General features: G+C 58.0%; 17 protein-coding genes. 14 read left to right on the top strand and 3 right to left on the bottom strand.

Going from position 1 to position 18,250, the window contains the following annotated elements; translation table 11 throughout:
* Window positions 1-68 precede the first annotated feature (68 nt).
* A complete protein-coding gene (phnY, locus tag GOV85_RS08425) occupies window positions 69-1,517 on the top strand; it encodes a phosphonoacetaldehyde dehydrogenase (protein ID WP_171176903.1) in 1,449 nt (482 codons plus the stop codon).
* Here the strand turns inward: phnY and GOV85_RS08430 are convergent.
* Both GOV85_RS08430 and GOV85_RS08435 read right to left on the bottom strand, forming a co-directional pair.
* The gene (locus GOV85_RS08430) at window positions 1,511-2,221 is read right to left on the bottom strand and encodes a GntR family transcriptional regulator (RefSeq protein ID WP_171176906.1); all 711 of its coding nucleotides are present in this window, start codon (window positions 2,219-2,221) and stop codon (window positions 1,511-1,513) included. The genes phnY and GOV85_RS08430 overlap by 7 nt on opposite strands.
* A gap of 70 nt (window positions 2,222-2,291) precedes the next feature.
* Window positions 2,292-3,656 (bottom strand): formimidoylglutamate deiminase, encoded by a 1,365-nt coding sequence (locus GOV85_RS08435; protein ID WP_171177295.1) that lies wholly within the window; start codon window positions 3,654-3,656, stop codon window positions 2,292-2,294.
* A 39-nt stretch (window positions 3,657-3,695) separates the two neighbouring features.
* Here GOV85_RS08435 and hutI point away from each other — a divergent pair, with 39 nt between their 5' ends.
* From hutI to GOV85_RS21580, 13 genes are all read left to right on the top strand, one after another.
* Window positions 3,696-4,949, top strand: a complete 1,254-nt coding sequence (gene hutI / locus GOV85_RS08440; RefSeq protein WP_371810794.1) for an imidazolonepropionase — start codon at window positions 3,696-3,698, stop codon at window positions 4,947-4,949.
* The gene (hutH, locus tag GOV85_RS08445) at window positions 4,946-6,484 is read left to right on the top strand and encodes a histidine ammonia-lyase (protein ID WP_171176908.1); all 1,539 of its coding nucleotides are present in this window, start codon (window positions 4,946-4,948) and stop codon (window positions 6,482-6,484) included. The genes hutI and hutH overlap by 4 nt, the downstream gene beginning before the upstream one ends.
* Window positions 6,481-7,275: an N-formylglutamate deformylase gene (gene hutG / locus GOV85_RS08450; RefSeq protein WP_171176910.1), complete on the top strand. Its 795-nt coding sequence runs from the start codon at window positions 6,481-6,483 to the stop codon at window positions 7,273-7,275. Before hutH ends, hutG begins: the two co-directional genes overlap by 4 nt.
* Window positions 7,272-8,954 carry a urocanate hydratase gene (hutU, locus tag GOV85_RS08455; RefSeq protein WP_171176912.1) on the top strand — a complete coding sequence of 561 codons (1,683 nt, stop codon included), beginning with the start codon at window positions 7,272-7,274 and terminating at the stop codon, window positions 8,952-8,954. The genes hutG and hutU overlap by 4 nt, the downstream gene beginning before the upstream one ends.
* A gap of 190 nt (window positions 8,955-9,144) precedes the next feature.
* Entirely contained in the window at window positions 9,145-9,300 is a 156-nt protein-coding gene (locus tag GOV85_RS08460; RefSeq protein ID WP_171176914.1) for a hypothetical protein, read from the top strand.
* A 5-nt stretch (window positions 9,301-9,305) separates the two neighbouring features.
* Window positions 9,306-10,286 carry a biotin synthase BioB gene (gene bioB, locus GOV85_RS08465; RefSeq protein WP_171176917.1) on the top strand — a complete coding sequence of 327 codons (981 nt, stop codon included), beginning with the start codon at window positions 9,306-9,308 and terminating at the stop codon, window positions 10,284-10,286.
* Window positions 10,283-11,416 carry an 8-amino-7-oxononanoate synthase gene (locus GOV85_RS08470; RefSeq protein ID WP_171176919.1) on the top strand — a complete coding sequence of 378 codons (1,134 nt, stop codon included), beginning with the start codon at window positions 10,283-10,285 and terminating at the stop codon, window positions 11,414-11,416. Before bioB ends, GOV85_RS08470 begins: the two co-directional genes overlap by 4 nt.
* Window positions 11,413-12,033 (top strand): dethiobiotin synthase, encoded by a 621-nt coding sequence (gene bioD / locus GOV85_RS08475; RefSeq protein WP_171176921.1) that lies wholly within the window; start codon window positions 11,413-11,415, stop codon window positions 12,031-12,033. The genes GOV85_RS08470 and bioD overlap by 4 nt, the downstream gene beginning before the upstream one ends.
* The gene (gene bioA, locus GOV85_RS08480) at window positions 12,030-13,316 is read left to right on the top strand and encodes an adenosylmethionine--8-amino-7-oxononanoate transaminase (protein ID WP_171176923.1); all 1,287 of its coding nucleotides are present in this window, start codon (window positions 12,030-12,032) and stop codon (window positions 13,314-13,316) included. Before bioD ends, bioA begins: the two co-directional genes overlap by 4 nt.
* Window positions 13,313-13,933: a pimeloyl-ACP methyl esterase BioG family protein gene (locus GOV85_RS08485; protein WP_171176925.1), complete on the top strand. Its 621-nt coding sequence runs from the start codon at window positions 13,313-13,315 to the stop codon at window positions 13,931-13,933. Before bioA ends, GOV85_RS08485 begins: the two co-directional genes overlap by 4 nt.
* On the top strand, window positions 13,930-14,685 hold the full coding sequence (locus tag GOV85_RS08490) for a methyltransferase domain-containing protein (RefSeq protein ID WP_171176927.1): 756 nt from the start codon (window positions 13,930-13,932) through the stop codon (window positions 14,683-14,685). Before GOV85_RS08485 ends, GOV85_RS08490 begins: the two co-directional genes overlap by 4 nt.
* Before the next feature lie 394 nt (window positions 14,686-15,079).
* Window positions 15,080-15,358, top strand: a complete 279-nt coding sequence (locus GOV85_RS21575; RefSeq protein WP_254442976.1) for an inositol monophosphatase family protein — start codon at window positions 15,080-15,082, stop codon at window positions 15,356-15,358.
* Window positions 15,359-15,360: 2 nt separating this feature from the next.
* The gene (locus GOV85_RS21580) at window positions 15,361-15,576 is read left to right on the top strand and encodes a hypothetical protein (RefSeq protein WP_371809162.1); all 216 of its coding nucleotides are present in this window, start codon (window positions 15,361-15,363) and stop codon (window positions 15,574-15,576) included.
* A 257-nt stretch (window positions 15,577-15,833) separates the two neighbouring features.
* On the opposite strand, the gene GOV85_RS08500 is transcribed toward GOV85_RS21580, so the two are convergent.
* Window positions 15,834-18,245 (bottom strand): YbcC family protein, encoded by a 2,412-nt coding sequence (locus tag GOV85_RS08500; protein WP_171176929.1) that lies wholly within the window; start codon window positions 18,243-18,245, stop codon window positions 15,834-15,836.
* Window positions 18,246-18,250 lie beyond the last annotated feature (5 nt).

The raw sequence follows: 18,250 nt of genomic DNA on the forward strand, positions 1-18,250 counted from the left end.
TTCTATCGGTTGGCGTGTCGAAAGCCACACATGTTTTAGTTGTGGCTCTTGGGGCAAGGGATCGGAGCATGACCAAATCTGAAATCCGCCACGACGGAATGCGCATCGGGGGGCAGGTCGTATTCACGGAAAACACTGTTCCGGTTCACTACCCTTATACGAATGCCGTGATCGGCACGGTTCCGGCTGGAACTGCCCAACACGTGCGGCACGCTTTTGAAATCGCAGCGAACTACACCCCTAGTTTGACGAGGTACGAGCGCAGTCAAATCCTGCGGCGTGCCGGCGAGTTGATCGGAGAAAGGCGCGATTATCTGGCCAAGTGGCTGACGCTTGAGTTGGGGATTTGCCTTCAGCACTCGATCTATGAAACCAAACGCGCACAAGACGTGTTTCAGTTCGCCGCCGCCGAAGCTCTCAAAGATGATGGAGAGGTGTTTTCTTGCGATCTGACTCATAATGGGAAGGCTCGTAAAATCTTTACGAAGCGTGAGCCCGTCAAGGCGATCAGCGCGATTACTCCGTTCAATCATCCGCTGAACATGGTCAGTCACAAAATCGCACCGTCAATTGCGACCAATAATTGTATGGTTTGCAAGCCGACCGAGCTGACGCCTCTGACAGCACTGACACTGGCCGACATTCTATACGAGGCGGGCCTGCCGCCCGAGATGTTCCAGGTCGTCACTGGTTGGCCACAGGATATTGGCGACGAAATGATCACCAATGAAAATATCGACATCATCACCTTTACCGGTGGCGTCCCTGTGGGCAAGCTGATCGCCTCAAAGGCAGGCTACAGGCGACAGGCGCTTGAGTTGGGCGGGAATGACCCGCTGATTGTGCTGAATGATCTGGGCGACGCTGATCTAGAGCGCGCAGCAACGATCGCAGTTGCGGGGGCCACGGGGAATTCAGGTCAGCGATGCACCGCCATTAAACGCATTCTGGTGCAACACAGTGTGGCGGATCGTTTTGTTCCTTTGGTCCTGGAAAAGGCCAAGGCCATCCGGTTTGGTGACCCTCAGAACCCCGAAACCGAGTTGGGTTGTGTCATTCATGCTGACGCGGCAGAGCTGTTTGAGAACCGTGTGATGAAAGCGGCAGAGCAAGGGGCAGAAATCCTTTACCATCCGGGTCGGCAGGGCGCGTTACTGCCGCCGATTGTCATCGACAGAGTCCCTCATGACAGTGAATTGGTCATGGAAGAGACCTTTGGCCCGGTCATTCCGATTGTCCGCGTGCCCGATGATGACGCTGCGGTTTTGCGGATATCAAACAGCACCGCTTTTGGCTTGTCGTCAGGTGTCTGCACCAATGATCTGAACCGGGCCATCGCATACATCAATGGTCTGGATGTGGGCACCTGCAACATTTGGGAGCAACCCGGCTATCGGATCGAAATGTCACCCTTCGGAGGGATCAAGGACAGCGGCAACGGAGTAAAAGAAGGCGTTATCGAAGCGATGAAGTTCTTCACCAACGTCAAAACCTATTCGCTGCCCTGGCCTCAGTAGGTTGTGCGCATCTGGTACCCCTGATGAAACGTCATACGTACGAAAGTCACAGGATCGTTGCGAAACCATGTTGTGCGCTCCAACTGAAACAAGGGTGTACCAGGAGGGACGGCAAGAAATTCCTGCAAGGGTGCCGTGGCGGGAACGGCGGAAAAGGCGATCTCGGCGTTCGAAAATGGCACTTCTGACAACAGCCACTCATTTGGCCCGATGTTCAGAAAGTCCTCGTTCACGACCTGAGGCACAGCACTAACGTTGATCCAGCGTTCTTCGAACTGAAATGGCCGATTGTCGGCGTGGTGCATACATTGCAGATGTACGATCTGCGCGCCTTCTGGAATGTTCAATTTTGCCTGAAGCCACGCGGGACAATCAACCATGGTTCGACTGACCAGGGCATATCGGTACTTGGCGTTCATCTCTTCGATGGTCTGCCGTACCACCGTAATCGGCAACTTGGCTTGTTTTACGGGCGTGGTTACAACGCGCGTGCCGCCCTTGCGCTTGCGGGTTACGATGCCCTGTTCCGCCAATTCGCGCAGCGCCCGGTTAACGGTTGCGCGCGCAACGCCAAATTCCGCCGCCAATTCCAACTCAGTCGGCAACAGGCTGCCCTGCGGCCAGACACGGGTTTGAATTCGGTTGATCACCTCATCGCGAATGTCCTGAAAGCCGATGTTTTTTTGCTCGGTCACGCTGCGCATTTTCCATTAAGTATATTCATAATTCAATTATGAAATCATTTAGCCTTCAGGTAAAGAGCCACACCAGAGGCTATAGCTTGGCAAGAAGATCCGTCATCGCCTGACGGTAGTTCGACACGATCTGATCCCGTGCGATATGGCGACCCTCGCTCACCCGGTGGCGACCCGCCGACCAAACGTCAGTGACGACCTGATCTTTTGCCGCAAACACCAACCCATCAAGCAACTGCTCTGATGTCAAAGCGCAAAGCGCTGGGTTTTGGCTGTCGATGGCCACCAGATCGGCCAGCTTGCCAACGGCGACTTCGCCCGAGTCGCGGCCCAAAGCTTTCGCGCCACCCATGGCCGCGCCACAATAGAGTGTCTGCCCGACCGACCCTTCGCCGGCAACCATGACATTGCGCGACAGATCGCGCAGACGCTGGGAATACTCCAACGTGCGCAACTCTTCTGTCAGGGAAATCAACACATTTGAGTCTGATCCCACGCCAAACGTGCCACCCGCGCTCAGAAAAACAGCTCCATTGAACGGTCCGTCCCCCAGATTGGCTTCAGTCACAGGACACAGCCCCGCAACAGCCCCGGTTGCCGCCATATCAAGGGTTTCCTGGTCGGTCATATGGGTGGCATGGATCAGGCACCAACTGTCATCGACCTGCACATTGTCCAGAAGCCACTCGACCGGGCGCGCGCCCAATCCGGCCTGGACTTCGGACACTTCCTTGGGCTGTTCGGCGATGTGAATGTGGCACGGACCGTCACGTCGCGCGGCCAAAACGCGAACCAGATCAGCCGGAGAGGTGGCGCGCAAAGAATGAGGCGCGATGCCGACGCGGCAGTCGTCGGGCAGACCGGCAAGTGCGTCCCGCGTCTGATCCACCAGTTTGCAAAAGCGATCCACATCATTGCCGAACCGGGTTTGACCCGGCTCCAACGGCTTTTCGCCAACCCCGGCGTAAGAATACAGCACAGGCAGATGCGTTAGGCCAATGCCGGTCTCGAATGCGGCCTCCATGATCCGGTCGGATAACTCGGTCAGTCGATCATAAGGTTTGCCGTCTGGTTGATGATGCAGATAGTGGAATTCACCGACTGAGGCATATCCAGCTTCCTGCATCTCCATATAAACCAAGGCGGCGATTGCCTGAACCTGATCCGGTGTCAGATGTTTAGTGAATCGATACATCAGATCGCGCCACGTCCAGAAACTGTCTCGACCCGCAAGGCGGTATTCGGTCATCCCAGCCATGGCGCGCTGAAATGCATGGCTGTGCAAATTGGCAAGTGCAGGCAACAAAGTGTCCACGCACACATCCCCTGGTCGGCCTGCTGTCGCCGGTTGAAGCGATACGATTCTACCGTCTTCAACCTCGACCCGCGTATTGCTTGCCCACCCCCCGCTCAACAGAGCACGTTTTGCAAAGATCGCCACGATTTTCACCTCATTTTATGGATAGACATATTGCATATAGAAATGTACGAGAAAAGAGAGAACTGCAAGGAGGCGCAGAGTCGGATGCACTCGCAAGATCGGGTTTTTTCAGATCTGAACGCGGCAACGATGGTTGCAGGACCTGCAGCTTATGGGCTGATCCACGACGCGGCGATTGCGGTCAAGGATGGCGGGATCGCATGGGTCGGGCCTGAAGCCAGCTTGCCGGAGCAGTTCAAAGGGTTTTCGCAAACTACTTTGGACGGCCGTCTTGTCACGCCTGCGCTGATCGATTGTCACACCCATGTGGTGCATGGCGGCCATCGTGCTGTCGAATTCGAGATGCGGCTGAACGGTGCCAGCTATGAGGAAGTCGCGCGCGCGGGCGGGGGCATCATCTCGACTGTGAAGGCCACGCGCGAGGCTACTGTCGAAGAACTGATCACGCAGGCGCTGCCGCGTTTGGATGCGATGCTGGCCGAAGGTGTTTCAGTGATTGAGGTCAAGTCCGGTTATGGCCTGGATCGTGACACCGAATTGAACATGCTGCGAGCCGCCCGCGCGCTGCCGGACCATCGCCCCATTCGCGTTGTAACCAGTTTTCTGGGCGCACATGCGGTGCCTGCTGAGTATAAAGACCGACCTGACGCTTATATCGCCGAGGTCTGTATCCCAACCCTACGAAAAGCCCATGACGAGGGCTTGGTGGATTCAGTGGATGCTTTCTGCGAAGGAATTGCTTTCCTCCCGGACCAGCTGGCGCCGTTGTTTGATGCGGCGAAAGACCTTGGCCTGCCGATCAAATGCCATGCCGAGCAACTGTCCAATCTCGGGGGCACAAAACTGGCCGCCTCATACGGCGCTCTGTCCGCGGACCACATCGAATATTTGGACGAAGAAGGCGTTCGGGCGATGGCCAATGCGGGAACAGTCGGAGTGATCCTGCCCGGCGCCTTCTATACCCTGCGGGAAACCCAAGCCCCTCCAATTGATTTGCTACGCAAGCACAACGTGCCGATGGCGTTGGCCACTGACTGCAACCCGGGGTCGGCCCCGATGACATCGCTGCTTTTGACCATGAATATGGGCTGCACCCTGTTTCGCATGACACCGGAAGAGGCTCTGACCGGGGTCACCACCAATGCGGCCCGCGCCCTGGGTCTGTCCGATTGCGGCCAGATCGCCCCCGGACAGCGCGCCGATCTTGCGGTGTGGAACGTCACCCACCCGGCAGAACTAGCCTATCGTGTGGGCTTCAACCCTCTTCATACTCGCATACTTGGAGGCGCAATTTGACGACCCTGACACTCACCCCCGGTGCAGTCACTTTAGCGCAACTGGAACAGGTCTATCGCGAGGAATGCGCCGTGCGGCTAGACCCTGTATGCCGCGCCGGTATCGAGGCTGCTCATGCGCGTATCGCCGAGGCTGCTGCGGGTGAGACTGCAGTCTACGGCGTCAATACCGGCTTTGGCAAGCTGGCCAGCGTCAAGATTGCCGCCGAGGATACAGCGACGCTGCAACGCAATCTAATTCTGTCCCATTGCTGTGGTGTTGGCCCGGCCATTCCGCGCACGGTTGCGCGGCTGATGATGGTGCTGAAACTGCTCAGCCTCGGGCGCGGCGCGTCTGGCGTGCGGCTGGAACTGATCGACCTGTTGGAGGCCATGCTGGACAAAGGTGTGACCCCGCTGATCCCTGCGCAAGGCTCGGTTGGTGCGTCAGGCGATTTGGCGCCGCTGTCGCATATGGCCGCAGTTATGATGGGCGCGGGTGAGGCCGAATTCGGCGGGACTGTTATGCCCGGTGGTGAGGCGTTGGCGGCGGCGGGTTTAACACCCGTTGAGTTGGGCCCCAAAGAAGGTCTGGCGCTGATCAACGGCACGCAGTTCTCAACTGCGTTTGCTTTGGCGGGATTGTTCGGCGCGTGGCAAGCGGCGCAGAGCGCGTTGGTCACTTCGGCACTGACCACCGATGCAATCATGGGATCGACCGCGCCGTTTCAGCCCGAGATCCATACGTTGCGCGGCCATCGCGGCCAGATCGAAGCCGGGTCCACGATGCGGGCTATCCTAGCCGGTTCTGTAATCCGCGAAAGCCATCGCGAAGGCGATACACGGGTACAGGACCCCTATTGCATCCGCTGCCAACCGCAGGTTGTCGGTGCCGCGATGGATGTGCTGAGGCAGGCAGCCAAGACGTTGGAGATTGAGGCAAATGCCGCCACCGACAACCCGCTGGTTTTGCCCGAGGCCGGGCTGATCGTCTCGGGTGGCAATTTCCACGCGGAACCTGTGGGCTTTGCTGCCGACATGATCGCTCTGGCGCTTGCCGAGATCGGAGCCATTGCACAGCGTCGAATTGCGCTGATTGTCGATCCAGCGCTCAGCTTTGATCTGCCGCCTTTCCTGACGCCAAATCCCGGCCTGAACTCGGGCTATATGATTGCCGAAGTGACAACCGCCGCGTTGATGAGCGAGAACAAACATCTTGCAAACCCCTGCGTGACGGATTCAACACCTACGTCAGCCAACCAAGAAGATCACGTTTCGATGGCGGCCCATGGCGCGAGGAGATTGGGACAGATGGTCACCAATCTGGAACGTATTCTGGGGGTCGAACTGCTTTGCGCTACGCAAGGGGTCGAGTTCCGCGCGCCATTGCCTACCAGTGAGACCCTTCAAGCTGTAATGGCCAAGCTAAGAGCTGTGGTCCCTGTATTGGGTGATGATCGATACATGGCGCGCGAGATCGAAGCAGCATGGACCTTGATCGCCAGTGGCGAGATCGCACATGGCACAGGCATCGCGATGCCGGAGCTTGGCGCATGACTGGTTCGGTTCAAGTCATACGTGGTGACAGCCCTGTTGTTCTGGGCCTGCCGCACACCGGCACCGATGTGCCCGCAACGATCGAGGCCAAGCTGAACGCGCGGGGCAGGGCGTTGGCGGATACGGACTGGCATATCCACACGCTTTACGAGGGCCTCCTGCCTGGCGCGACAACTGTGCGGGCAACCTTTCATCGTTATGTGATTGACGCCAATCGCGACCCGTCAGGCGTGTCGCTTTATCCCGGTCAAAACACAACGACGCTGGTCCCGCTTACGGATTTTGACGGGCAAGACATCTGGGATATTCTGCCAACAGAGAAGGATATAGTTGAAAGGCGCGAGGCGTTTCACGCCCCCTATCATGCCGCGCTGCGGGCCGAGCTGGAGCGGGTCAAGGCGATCCATGGAATTGCGGTTTTGTATGATTGCCATTCAATCCGCGGCCACATCCCCTTTCTTTTCGACGGCATTCTGCCTGACCTGAACATTGGAACAAACAATGGCGTGACGTGCGCGCCCGCTATCGAAGCCATCTCACATGAGTTCGCGTCATCCTCACCGTACAGCACCATTTTGAACGGCCGATTCAAGGGCGGATGGACGACCCGGCATTATGGCAACCCTGCCGAGGGCATCCACGCCATACAGATGGAACTGGCGCAGTCCACCTACCTGAGCGCTGAAACTGCGCCTTGGACCTACGACACTGAAAAGGCCAACCGCCTGCGCCGCTGGCTAAAAGACATACTGGACGCCATCCAGGACACTGCATTGGAGATTGCCGCATGACCGATCCTCGCAAGAACACCCGTGATGTTTACCCGCCCACCGGGCCAGAGCTAAACGCCAAAAGCTGGATGACCGAGGCACCAATGCGGATGTTGATGAACAACCTGCACCCGGATGTCGCGGAAAACCCGCACGAGTTGGTTGTTTATGGCGGTATAGGGCGCGCGGCGCGGACGTGGAACGACTTCGACACGATCGTCGCCAGCCTCAAGGATCTGGAAGAGGATGAAACGCTGGTCGTCCAGTCCGGAAAGCCGGTGGCCATTGTGCGGACCCATTCGGATGCGCCCCGTGTACTGATCGCGAATTCGAATCTGGTACCCCATTGGGCCAATTGGGATCACTTCAACGAGCTCGATAAAAAGGGTCTGATGATGTACGGCCAGATGACCGCTGGCTCGTGGATTTATATCGGTACGCAGGGCATCGTTCAGGGTACCTATGAGACCTTTGCCGAAGCCGGACGTCAGCACTATGGCGGCGACCTGACCGGCAAGTGGATCCTGACCGGCGGATTGGGTGGAATGGGCGGCGCGCAGCCTCTGGCGGCTGTCTTTGCTGGGGCCTGTTGTTTGGCTGTCGAGTGCAACCCCGACAGTATCGATTTTCGCCTGCGCACCAAATATCTGGATGAAAAGGCCGAAACGCTGGACGAGGCGCTAGAGATGATCGACCGCTGGACCAAGGCGGGCGAAGCAAAATCAGTGGGCCTTTTGGGCAATGCCGCTGAAATCTTTCCCGAGATTTACCGACGGATGCAGGCCGGTGGCATGCGACCCGACATTGTCACCGACCAAACCTCGGCCCATGATCCGGTCAACGGGTATCTGCCGCTGGGCTGGAACATGGCACAGTGGCGGGACAAGCGCGAAAGCGATCCCAAAGCGGTCGAAAAAGCGGCGCGCGCATCGATGAAGCAGCACGTGGCCGCCATGGTCGATTTTTGGAATGCGGGCGTTCCGACGCTGGATTACGGCAACAATATCCGTCAGGTGGCCCAGGATGAGGGACTGGAAAATGCCTTTGCCTTCCCCGGCTTCGTGCCCGCCTATATCCGCCCGCTCTTCTGCCGGGGTATCGGCCCGTTCCGTTGGTGCGCGCTTTCGGGCGACCCCGATGACATCTACAAAACAGACGCCAAGATGAAGGAGCTGTTCCCCGAGAACACCCATCTGCACAACTGGCTCGACATGGCGCAGGAGCGGATCGCGTTTCAGGGCCTGCCCGCACGCATCTGCTGGATAGGGTTGGGCGACCGGCATCGGGCCGGGTTGGCGTTCAACGAAATGGTCCGCAATGGCGAGCTGAAGGCACCCGTTGTCATTGGTCGAGATCATCTGGACAGTGGTTCGGTAGCCTCGCCAAACCGCGAGACCGAGGCGATGAAAGACGGTTCGGATGCAGTCAGCGATTGGCCACTGCTGAACGCGCTTGTGAATACGGCGTCGGGTGCGACATGGGTCTCTCTGCATCACGGCGGGGGTGTTGGCATGGGGTTTAGCCAGCACGCAGGTGTCGTTATTTGCGCAGACGGCACGGACGAAGCGGCCAAACGGCTTGAGCGGGTTCTCTGGAATGATCCAGCCTCGGGCGTTTGGCGTCATGCAGATGCCGGATATGAGGAGGCCAAAGCCTGTGCGCGTGAGCACGGGCTGCGTTTGCCGGGCATTTTGGGCTGACTGACCCTTTCGAAATTGATTATGCTGGTGGCCAGCGCCGATGGCTTTGGTTTTGAGCAGGGACTCTTTTGGTCAGGACCAGGCCGATCAGCAAATCGTAAGGTTAACGCCATTCCACCAAAGCAGCTTGTCCGTTGCGCGATGTAACACATGTGCGTTCAGGTCTTTCGGAAGGCTAGATGTCCGCCCAATGACCACGCTGGCCGAAGAGATGGAAGACACTACTGCCAGCATGGACCTCGCGGCATTTCCGCTTGATTTGGGTTCGTTTGCGCCAACACGGTTGCGCAATTCAGTTTTATCGATAATAAATCTGCGGCAACGCAAGCTGCAGGAAGTTTTATAGATAAAATGATCATCCCTCATTCCGGCTGGACCCGAAAGTCTGCGCAAGCTGTTCATGATCTTCCGTTGATGGATCTTCTGTTTCGGGCGCAAACCGTGCACCGCGAGAACTTTGATCCCAACAAGGTCCAGACGTCAAAACTCCTGTCGATCAAGACCGGTGGGTGCGCCGAGGACTGCGCCTATTGCTCGCAATCGGCCCGCAACGGATCAACCCTTCCGGCGTCCAAGCTGATCGAGGTTCAGCGCGTTCTGGCCGAAGCCAAGAAAGCCAAGGATGGTGGCGCAACTCGGTTCTGTATGGGTGCTGCGTGGCGCGAACCCAAACCGCGTGACATGCCTGCCCTAGTTGCGATGGTCGAAGGCGTGAAAGCGATGGGTATGGAAACCTGTATGACACTGGGCATGCTGGATGACACTCAGGTCGTCCAGCTGCGCGACGCCGGGTTGGATTACTACAACCATAACATCGACACCTCTGAGCGCTATTACTCCGAAGTGATCACCACCCGCACTTTCTCGGACCGGATCGATACGATGAACCGGGTGCAGGAAGCCGGTATCAAGGTCTGCTCGGGCGGTATACTGGGTATGGGCGAACATACCGGCGACCGTATCGACATGTTGCTGACCCTGGCCAACATGACCCCTCCGCCGGATTCGGTTCCAATCAACATGTTGATGCCGCAGGCTGACACGCCGTTGGCCGATGCAGAGCCGATCGATCCCATCGACTTTGTGCGGATCATCGCAACCGCCCGTATTCTGATGCCCAAATCTTATGTTCGCCTGTCTGCCGGACGCAGCGATATGAGCGACGAGATGCAGGCGATGTGCTTCTTCGCCGGTGCCAACTCGATCTTTGTGGGCGAAACGCTCTTGACTGCGGAAAACCCCGAGGAAGACACCGACTCGATCCTGTTTGCGAAACTTGGCATTCAGGCTGAAACGGCGGAAGACCACAAGCGCACGGAAGCTGCCGAATGAAAGCAGTCGATCGACTGGAATCCATGCTTGATGCGCTTGAAGCCCGGCACCGCCGCCGGGCTTTGATCCCTGCGCAGGGTTTGGATTTTGCGTCGAACGATTATCTGGGTTTGGCGGGGTCAAAACTGTTGCAAGATGCCGCAAAGGCTGCCTTGGCGCGCGGTGTGCCGGTTGGCTCTGGTGGCTCGCGCCTGCTACGGGGTAATCACCCCGAACACGAGGCGCTTGAACAGGAAGCTGCCGCATTCTTTGGATCTGAAGCCGCGCTTTTCATGGGCGGAGGGTTTCAGGCCAATCAAGCAATCTTTTCCACCCTGCCAGCAGCCGGAGATCTGGTGCTTTATGACGCACTGGTCCATGCCAGTGCCCATGAAGGGATGCGTGCGAGCCGCGCGGATCTGCGTGCCTTTCGCCACAATGACGTAGAAGATGCACGCAAGGTTCTGGCCGAGTGGCAGTCGACGGGTGGATCGGGCCACATCTGGATCGCAGTGGAAAGCGTGTATTCCATGGAAGGCGATCTTGCACCGCTGGAGGATCTTGCCTCCTTGGCGCGCGAGGCCGATGCCGTACTGATCGTGGATGAAGCACACGCCACTGGCGTTTTTGGCCTGAACGGCAAAGGTCTGGCGCATGGTCTGAGCGCGGAGGTTCTGACACTCCATACCTGCGGCAAGGGTCTGGGCGTTTCGGGCGGTCTGATATGTGGTCCGCGTGTAATGATTGATACGCTGATCAATCGCGCGCGGCCCTTTATCTTTGCAACCGCGCCTTCGCCTTTGAACGCTGCCTTGGTACGGGCAACTTTGCGGGAATTGGCGACCAACGCTCAATTGGTCGCTGCTGCACATGACCGTCTGCGTCATGCCCATCACGTGGCCCGGCAAACAGGACTGCCGGATTCGGCCCTGACCAGCCAGATCATCCCGGTTATTTTGGGTGACGAGGCCAGAACGATGGCGACGGCCTCTGCCTTGCAGCAACAGGGCTTTGACATCCGGGGTATTCGCCCCCCCACCGTTCCCAAGGGAACGTCCAGACTGCGTGTGTCGATCACCGGAAATGTGACCCACGAGGATATCTCGGCGCTGTTTGCCACCATCGCCAGCCATCAATCGGAGGCCGCATGAGCGCGTTGATTGTCGTCGGAACCGACACGGGCGTCGGAAAAACCGTTTTTTCCGCTGGTCTGACCGCAGCGTTGAATGCAGGGTATTGGAAACCCGTTCAGTCGGGTTTGGAAGATGCGACGGACACAGAAACCGTCCGATTGTTGTCCGGTGCGGAAGTTTTGCCTGAGGCGTATCGCCTGAACCTGCCGGCCTCACCCCATCTGTCTGCCGAAGACATGGGTGTTGAGATTGATCTGTCGCGCCTTGCTGTGCCGCAGGTTGACGGGCCGCTGGTCGTTGAGGGGGCAGGGGGCCTGATGGTGCCGCTGAACCGCCAGTCCTATTACCTGGACCTGATTGCCCAGTGGCAGGCCCCGGTTGTGCTGGTCGCACGCACGGCGCTGGGAACGATCAACCACACCACATTGTCTCTGATGGCCTTGCGTGGCGCTGGATGTGAGGTTGTGGGTGTTGCCTTTGTCGGTGAGGCTGAGCCGGATGTTGAACAAACCATCGTAGAGATGAGCAATGTCCGTCACCTTGGGCGCCTTCCGGTTCTAAGCGAACTGACACAGCAAACCCTGAAAGATGCCTTCTCAGAAATTGACGTTGTCACCATTCGGAGGTTCTTGTGACCCCGCTTGAGTTTGACGCCCGCCACCTGTGGCACCCCTATACCAACGTCGCCAATCCCGGCGCGATGCACCTGATCGACCGGGCCGAGGGCGTTTATCTGTACCGGGAAGACGGCGTGAAGATGATCGACGCCATGTCCTCGTGGTGGTGTGCGATCCACGGTCACAAACACCCTGAGATCACATCTGCGATGCAGAACCAATTGGAGAAGATGCCCCATGTGATGTTCGGGGGGCTGACGCATCATCCAGCCATTGATCTGGGGCGCAGGATGATCGACATGCTGCCCGAAGGGCTGGATCGCATTTTCTACTGTGACAGCGGTTCGGTTTCGGTCGAAGTGTCGATGAAGATGGCTGTGCAGTACCAAATGGCACATGGCCGCAGCGGCAAGTTCGAGTTCGCTACTATTCGGGGCGGTTATCACGGCGACACCTGGAAGGCGATGAGCGTCTGCGACCCGGTCACCGGTATGCACGGGTTGTTCCGCGGAGCCTTGTCGATCCAGCACTTCCTGCCGCGCCCGCACGTGCGGTTGGGTGACGAATGGCCCGCAGATTCGGTACAGAACGGGCTGGAGCCGCTGGAGCGCTTGCTTGCCGAAAAAGGCGACCAACTGGCGGCCCTGATCCTTGAGCCTGTGGTTCAGGGCACCGGTGGTATGTATTTCTATCACCCACAATGGCTGCGCGCGGCACGTGCCTTGTGCGATGCCCACAATGTGCTGATCATCTTTGATGAGATTGCAACTGGCTTTGGCCGCACCGGTAAGCTGTTCGCCATCGATCACGCTGACGTCAAACCTGATATTTTGTGCTTGGGCAAAGCGCTGACCGGTGGACATATCTCATTCGCGGCAACGGTTACCAGCGAGCAGGTGGCTTATGGCATCGGCAACAGTGAGGCAGGCGTGTTCATGCACGGCCCGACTTACATGGCCAACCCTCTGGCCTGTGTCGCGGGATCGGCAAGCCTTCGTCTGCTGGCCGAGGGGAACTGGGAACGGCAGGTTTCTGATATTGAGGCCCAGATGCGCACCGAACTGGAGCCAGCTCGCGTTTTGCCTGGCGTAGCGGATGTCAGAGTCCTTGGTGCCATCGGCGTTATCGAAATGAAGGATACGGTTGATCCTTCTGTCGCCCACCGGCTGGCCCCAAAGACCGGAGTGTGGCTACGCCCCTTTGCGCGCAACATCTATTGCATGCCCCCTTACGTAATCTCTCCTGACGAGCTCAGCCAGGTCACGAGTGCAATGGTCGCGCTGGCCGGGGGGCAGGGATGAAACACAGGTGGCTGGAGCAATCAGGCGACGGCATTCTGATCCTTGTGTTCGGGGGTTGGGCGCTTGGTGCTGCACCGTTCCTGGGTCTATCCGGTGGCGCGTCTGTTCTGTTGGTTGATGACTACACCCAGCTTGATGACCCCTTGCCTGATTTGACAGGGTTTGACCGTGTCGACATGCTCGCGTTTTCCTTTGGCGTGGCATCTGCCGCGCATTGGCTGGCTAATACTCAGTTTCGCCCCGACCGGCTTGTTGCCGTCAGTGGCACCCTGCATCCGACCTGTCCGGACCGTGGGATTGCGCCCGAAATGATACGGGCGACGGCGGATCAGCTGACGACCTCCAGTTTTTCCAAGTTTTGCCGCCGCGCGGGGTTGTCTGTTGAGGCACCAGAGCTTGACCTCGCAGCAGCGCAACAAGAGCTTCACGCAGTGATCCGTCGCGGATCGGCCCTGAATCCCGGGTTTGACCTGGTGTGGATACCCGATCGGGACCGTATCATTCCAACGAAGGCGCAAGAGGCTGCCTGGGCGGAGACCTCAGCTTCGGTCAAACGTGTTGCAGGGTCACATGTACCCTTCGGGTCAGGCCAAAATTGGGCGGAGTGGCTGTCATGACGGCGCAACCGGCAGATAAGGTCCAACGCAGCTTTAGCAGAAGCTTTGACACCTATCACGACACAGCCAGCCAACAGGCGTGGGTTGCTGATAAACTGGTTTCTGAACTGCGCCGTGTGGGCGCACCGGGGCAATTTCGCACCGCATTCGAAATGGGGTGTGGCACCGGGCATCTCACCCGGACGTTGCGGCAAAATTTCGATCTGCCTGACCTTGTTCTGAACGACATCGCGCCGCAAGCCCAGGCAACGGCAGACGCCGAAGCGGCCGTATTTATCGCAGGCGACGTGCGTATGGTGCAATGGCCCGGCCAGATCGACCTGATCGCTTCAGCCTCGATGATCCAATGGATGGACGACCCGACCGGGCTGCTACAGCAGGCGGTCGATGCATTGGCCCCCGGTGGCTGGCTGGCCATTTCAGGATTTGGACCTCAGCAATACAAAGAACTGACAAGCATCGGATCAACAGCCCAGGCGCCTGGCCTTTGCGGGGCAGACGCCCTTGTCGCGGCCATTGAGGGGTCAATGCGGGTTTTGACCGCCGGGGAACGCATCCGGCCATCATATTTCGAAACTCCGCGTGACGTTTTGAAATACTTGCGCCGAACCGGGGTGAACGGTCGCGCGCAAGGGGCGTGGACCAAGTCCACTCTGGCCCGGTTTGAGAAAGACTATGTACGAAGCTTTGCGACGGATGACGGGGTGTCTTTGACATATCACCCGGTTTGGATCATTGCCCAAAAGCAGTAAGCGGCTATTCGGCGACCACCAAACCATTTCGTTTGCAAACAACATTTGGCAAATGCCCTTTGACGGGTGAGGGTCCGTAAAAAGCAGATTGATATGTCTGTCTGAATCCAGAGTGACCAGCGCGCACTTACCCGGCTTTTCCCGTCAGTTACCACGATCTGGACCTGCGCATTCCGAGCAGCAATACGCGCCAGATTGGTTTCTTGCAGTTCATGAAGCCTAAAGCTGGATTCGGCATTGACGGCACCGCCCGACAGAACTTCAAATCGCCGGGTGCGGCTGCAGCGCATGCTTACAGCAATTGATGAAACCCGTCTTTGAAATCTCACAGGTGCTTCCATCCTAAAGTATTGAAATGGTTGTCACACATACGCTTAAAGAACACTCCATTCAGATGGCGAATATTGGATCCACGAACGGGATGCGGTTCCTTCGTGGATCTCTGAGTGTTGAACTCAAGCTGGATGAACGCCCTGTGACGCAAGCCGACAAGCCGGTTGAAGCTGAGGTTCGGTCCTACTTGAAACGACATTTCCCCGAGCATGGAAGCTTTGGTGAGGAACACGGGCAGGAGGCTGGAGACGGTCGGCATATGTGGTTCATTGATCCAGTTGGCGGCACCCGTTGTTTGGCTTCCTGTGTGCATATCCGGTTGAGGGACAGCCTAGGCTAGGGTTGGTTGGAAGGCCTGCCTTGGATGAGGTATTTGTGGGTGTCATGGGGGAGGGGGCCACAAAGAATGGCCAGCCCATTCAGACCCCGCAGCAAACGCGTTTGGATCAGTCGATCCTGTCTGTGAACAAAGATGACAAGATTCAGCGCGATCATCCGAACCTGTTCGACCGATTGATGCAGGCTTGGCAGAACCGTCGGTTTACCTCTGACTGTTAACCTTATGCGCTGTTGGCTGCGGTGCATGTGGATGCTGTGGTGGATTTTGATCTGCAACCCTAAGCATTTCTGGCAGTCACGCCATTTGTTGCGGCAGCCGGTGGTGTGAAGACCGATTGGCAGCGTAGGGCTTTGAAACTGAAGTCTGATGCACGGTCGCTTCTGCGGCGACGCCGGAATTACGTGCTAACCTACTGGCGTTGATACACGGATAGAGGCCCGGCAGAATGCGCCGGGCCTTGGCTTCATGGTCTTGGTCATTCGGCTGCTATGGCCTGTTCATAACCAGTCGTCTTGGCAATTGGGCTCCATTCCAGATCACCCGTGTAACGCCATGCCAGATCACCCTTTTCGTCCATCGCGATCAGGTGAAGCCAGCGGTTGTCAAAGAGCGCTTTGACATTGGCGTGGCGCTTGAGAATGGCGTTCATGGCCTCACGTGGGGCTTCGATCACCACAGACAGACGTAGAGGGTCGTGTTGGAACGCCTCGCCATCATGAACTGATTGCCAGGGCAGCCCCGGACGCAAAGCGCCGCCGTTCCCTTCAACAACACCAATCCCGCCGACTACGTTGTGGAGCAACTTGTTGCCCCCACCGAATAACCCCGGCGCGACAGTCGAACCATAGTATTGCAAGCTGATCCAGCTGGCCACGACAACCGGGGCGGTCATGATCAACTCTAGCACGCCAAACCCATCATCCGAGCGCCAGTCATAGCTGTGAAGGAAGGACTGCCCGGCCAAACCGGTCCCGTCAGTCCGGCTTCGCGGCGCTGCGATAAAGGCGCGGCACCCTGCCAAACCCCATTCGGGTCGAAGCTCTGCCCAATCCTTGGCGCGATGGGCGATATCGTCGCCCCCATGGGCCCGAGGCAGCCGGGCCGCACGCTCGGTACGTGAGAGGCGTCCGGCTTCTGCCAACCAGGTTTTCAGCTGAGCGATCTGCGGCGCCCACAATCCCGCGGGGTGATCCTGATCAAACAGAGTAACGCCATCTGTCGTGGTATTGTGCAGCGCTGGCAGAAACAGCGTGTCAGTGGGGATGTCGATCCCTTTGTCCCGCAGTCCGTCCCGTACTTGGTTGTCGTTCAGCAGGCTGGCAAGTAGCCGGGCGCTTACATCCCCCGCGTGACCGCCGCAGGCACCGCATTGCAACGCGCTTTCATGGGGGTTATTGGTGACGTCCGCCCCATGTCCCGCCAGCATCACGATGCGCGCGAAATTATCTGTCAGAGACATCGCGCCCAGAATGGCTTTGGCGGTATCGATGCGCGTGACCAGATCCATTAAAGGGTCCAGTTTAGGCGCAGGGTCAAACTTGCTCCCACTACCACTCGCAGCCAGCGAATCCCGCAACAATTTACCAGCGTATATCGGACCAGTCGCCTCGACAAAGGCAAAGGATGAAACAGCGGCCAGCTTGAACCGCCCCCACGCCCTTTTGGCACGGGCCGTATAGCGACGATCCAGGTCGGACAGTGTGTCTTCTGCTGCTTTGGACTTAACATTGGGGTTCAGCAGAACCGGACCCCGCAGTTCGGTCACGTCTGATCCCGCGCATTTATGTGCGCTGGCCAACCCGAAGAACCCGGCAAAGCCGATGGTTTCGATACCCGAGTCCTGTGCTTCCAACGCCCGGCGAAAAACTTCGGACCGGACATCGATACAGAACGCAGCCTGCACCAGTGGGCGGCCCTCGGTCGCCCGTGGCTGACGACTAGCCAAAACCTGACCCAGCTTGCGCTGTTGAGCCCGTTCCGCAGCATCCTGCAGAATGGCATCAATCACCATGTCACGGGACGGAGTGATCGGGGTCTCGTGCATTGCGACGGTTTCCAGCCAACGCGCCGAAATCTGATCACGGTATTGGTGGAACAGGGCCTCTTCAAATACCATCCGAATGGCCAGCAACTCCGCCGTTGTTGTGTCGGTCTGACCCTGAAGCTCGGCCTTCCACAACAAATAGCGCGCGTATTGCGCCCAACCGCCAAGCGTGACTAGCCAACGATGAAATGTTGTTCCAGCCGCGTCAGGCGTCACGCCCAGCGTTTCCGAGGCCCGCCCGATGGCGCGCCATTGCGAACGGTTGGTGGCCGCCACAAATGCGCCAAAGCCTTTCAACCCATTGATCTCAGGTGTCAGGTCGCGCGATGCGAACTCCCGCCATGCACTGAACGCACCGCCGGCACGGCTGGGCTGCCAAAGGGCCTGGCCTTCGTCAAAATGGCTGGCAGCCCAAGCTCCGATACGTTCTTCGATTAAACCGGGCCAGTCGATGCCAGACACATCTGCGGCCAATTCCGCCACCGTCGGAAACGGGGCAAGAGGTGCGGCATCATCCGTCAAAGCGGCTGTGACTTCTTCAAGCCCCGGAGGATCAAAGCGACTTTCTACATGCGAAATCGCCTCAAGCAGATCCCCTTCGGTCATCTCACCCGAGTTCAACTTCTCGGCCATAATGCGCCTGTCAGGGGTGATGCGCACACCGGCAACACGGCCAAGACGTGCGGCCGTTACAGCGAGGGTATCCCCTGTCTGACCCAAAAAGGGGTTCACAGCGACATTCGCAGACAGCGGAAACAGAGGAGGGATCTGACGCACAGCGTCATTAGCAATCGCGACTAGTTCCAAAAGCGGAGCAGGATAGCTTTCGTGTTTCATATACATATCTG

Origin of the sequence: Ruegeria sp. HKCCA4633 (genome assembly GCF_013034605.1) — a bacterium.
GTDB lineage: Bacteria > Pseudomonadota > Alphaproteobacteria > Rhodobacterales > Rhodobacteraceae > Ruegeria.

Coding starts and splice junctions, on each gene's coding strand:
- phnY (WP_171176903.1), top strand. CDS start 69: ATGACCAAATCTGAAATCCGCCACGACGGAATGCGCATCGGGGGGCAG.
- GOV85_RS21575 (WP_254442976.1), top strand. CDS start 15,080: ATGGCGAATATTGGATCCACGAACGGGATGCGGTTCCTTCGTGGATCT.
- GOV85_RS08470 (WP_171176919.1), top strand. CDS start 10,283: ATGAAAGCAGTCGATCGACTGGAATCCATGCTTGATGCGCTTGAAGCC.
- hutU (WP_171176912.1), top strand. CDS start 7,272: ATGACCGATCCTCGCAAGAACACCCGTGATGTTTACCCGCCCACCGGG.
- GOV85_RS08500 (WP_171176929.1), bottom strand. CDS start 18,245: ATGTATATGAAACACGAAAGCTATCCTGCTCCGCTTTTGGAACTAGTC.
- bioB (WP_171176917.1), top strand. CDS start 9,306: ATGATCATCCCTCATTCCGGCTGGACCCGAAAGTCTGCGCAAGCTGTT.
- GOV85_RS08485 (WP_171176925.1), top strand. CDS start 13,313: ATGAAACACAGGTGGCTGGAGCAATCAGGCGACGGCATTCTGATCCTT.
- GOV85_RS08430 (WP_171176906.1), bottom strand. CDS start 2,221: ATGCGCAGCGTGACCGAGCAAAAAAACATCGGCTTTCAGGACATTCGC.
- bioD (WP_171176921.1), top strand. CDS start 11,413: ATGAGCGCGTTGATTGTCGTCGGAACCGACACGGGCGTCGGAAAAACC.
- hutI (WP_371810794.1), top strand. CDS start 3,696: ATGTACGAGAAAAGAGAGAACTGCAAGGAGGCGCAGAGTCGGATGCAC.
- GOV85_RS08490 (WP_171176927.1), top strand. CDS start 13,930: ATGACGGCGCAACCGGCAGATAAGGTCCAACGCAGCTTTAGCAGAAGC.
- hutG (WP_171176910.1), top strand. CDS start 6,481: ATGACTGGTTCGGTTCAAGTCATACGTGGTGACAGCCCTGTTGTTCTG.
- GOV85_RS08460 (WP_171176914.1), top strand. CDS start 9,145: ATGACCACGCTGGCCGAAGAGATGGAAGACACTACTGCCAGCATGGAC.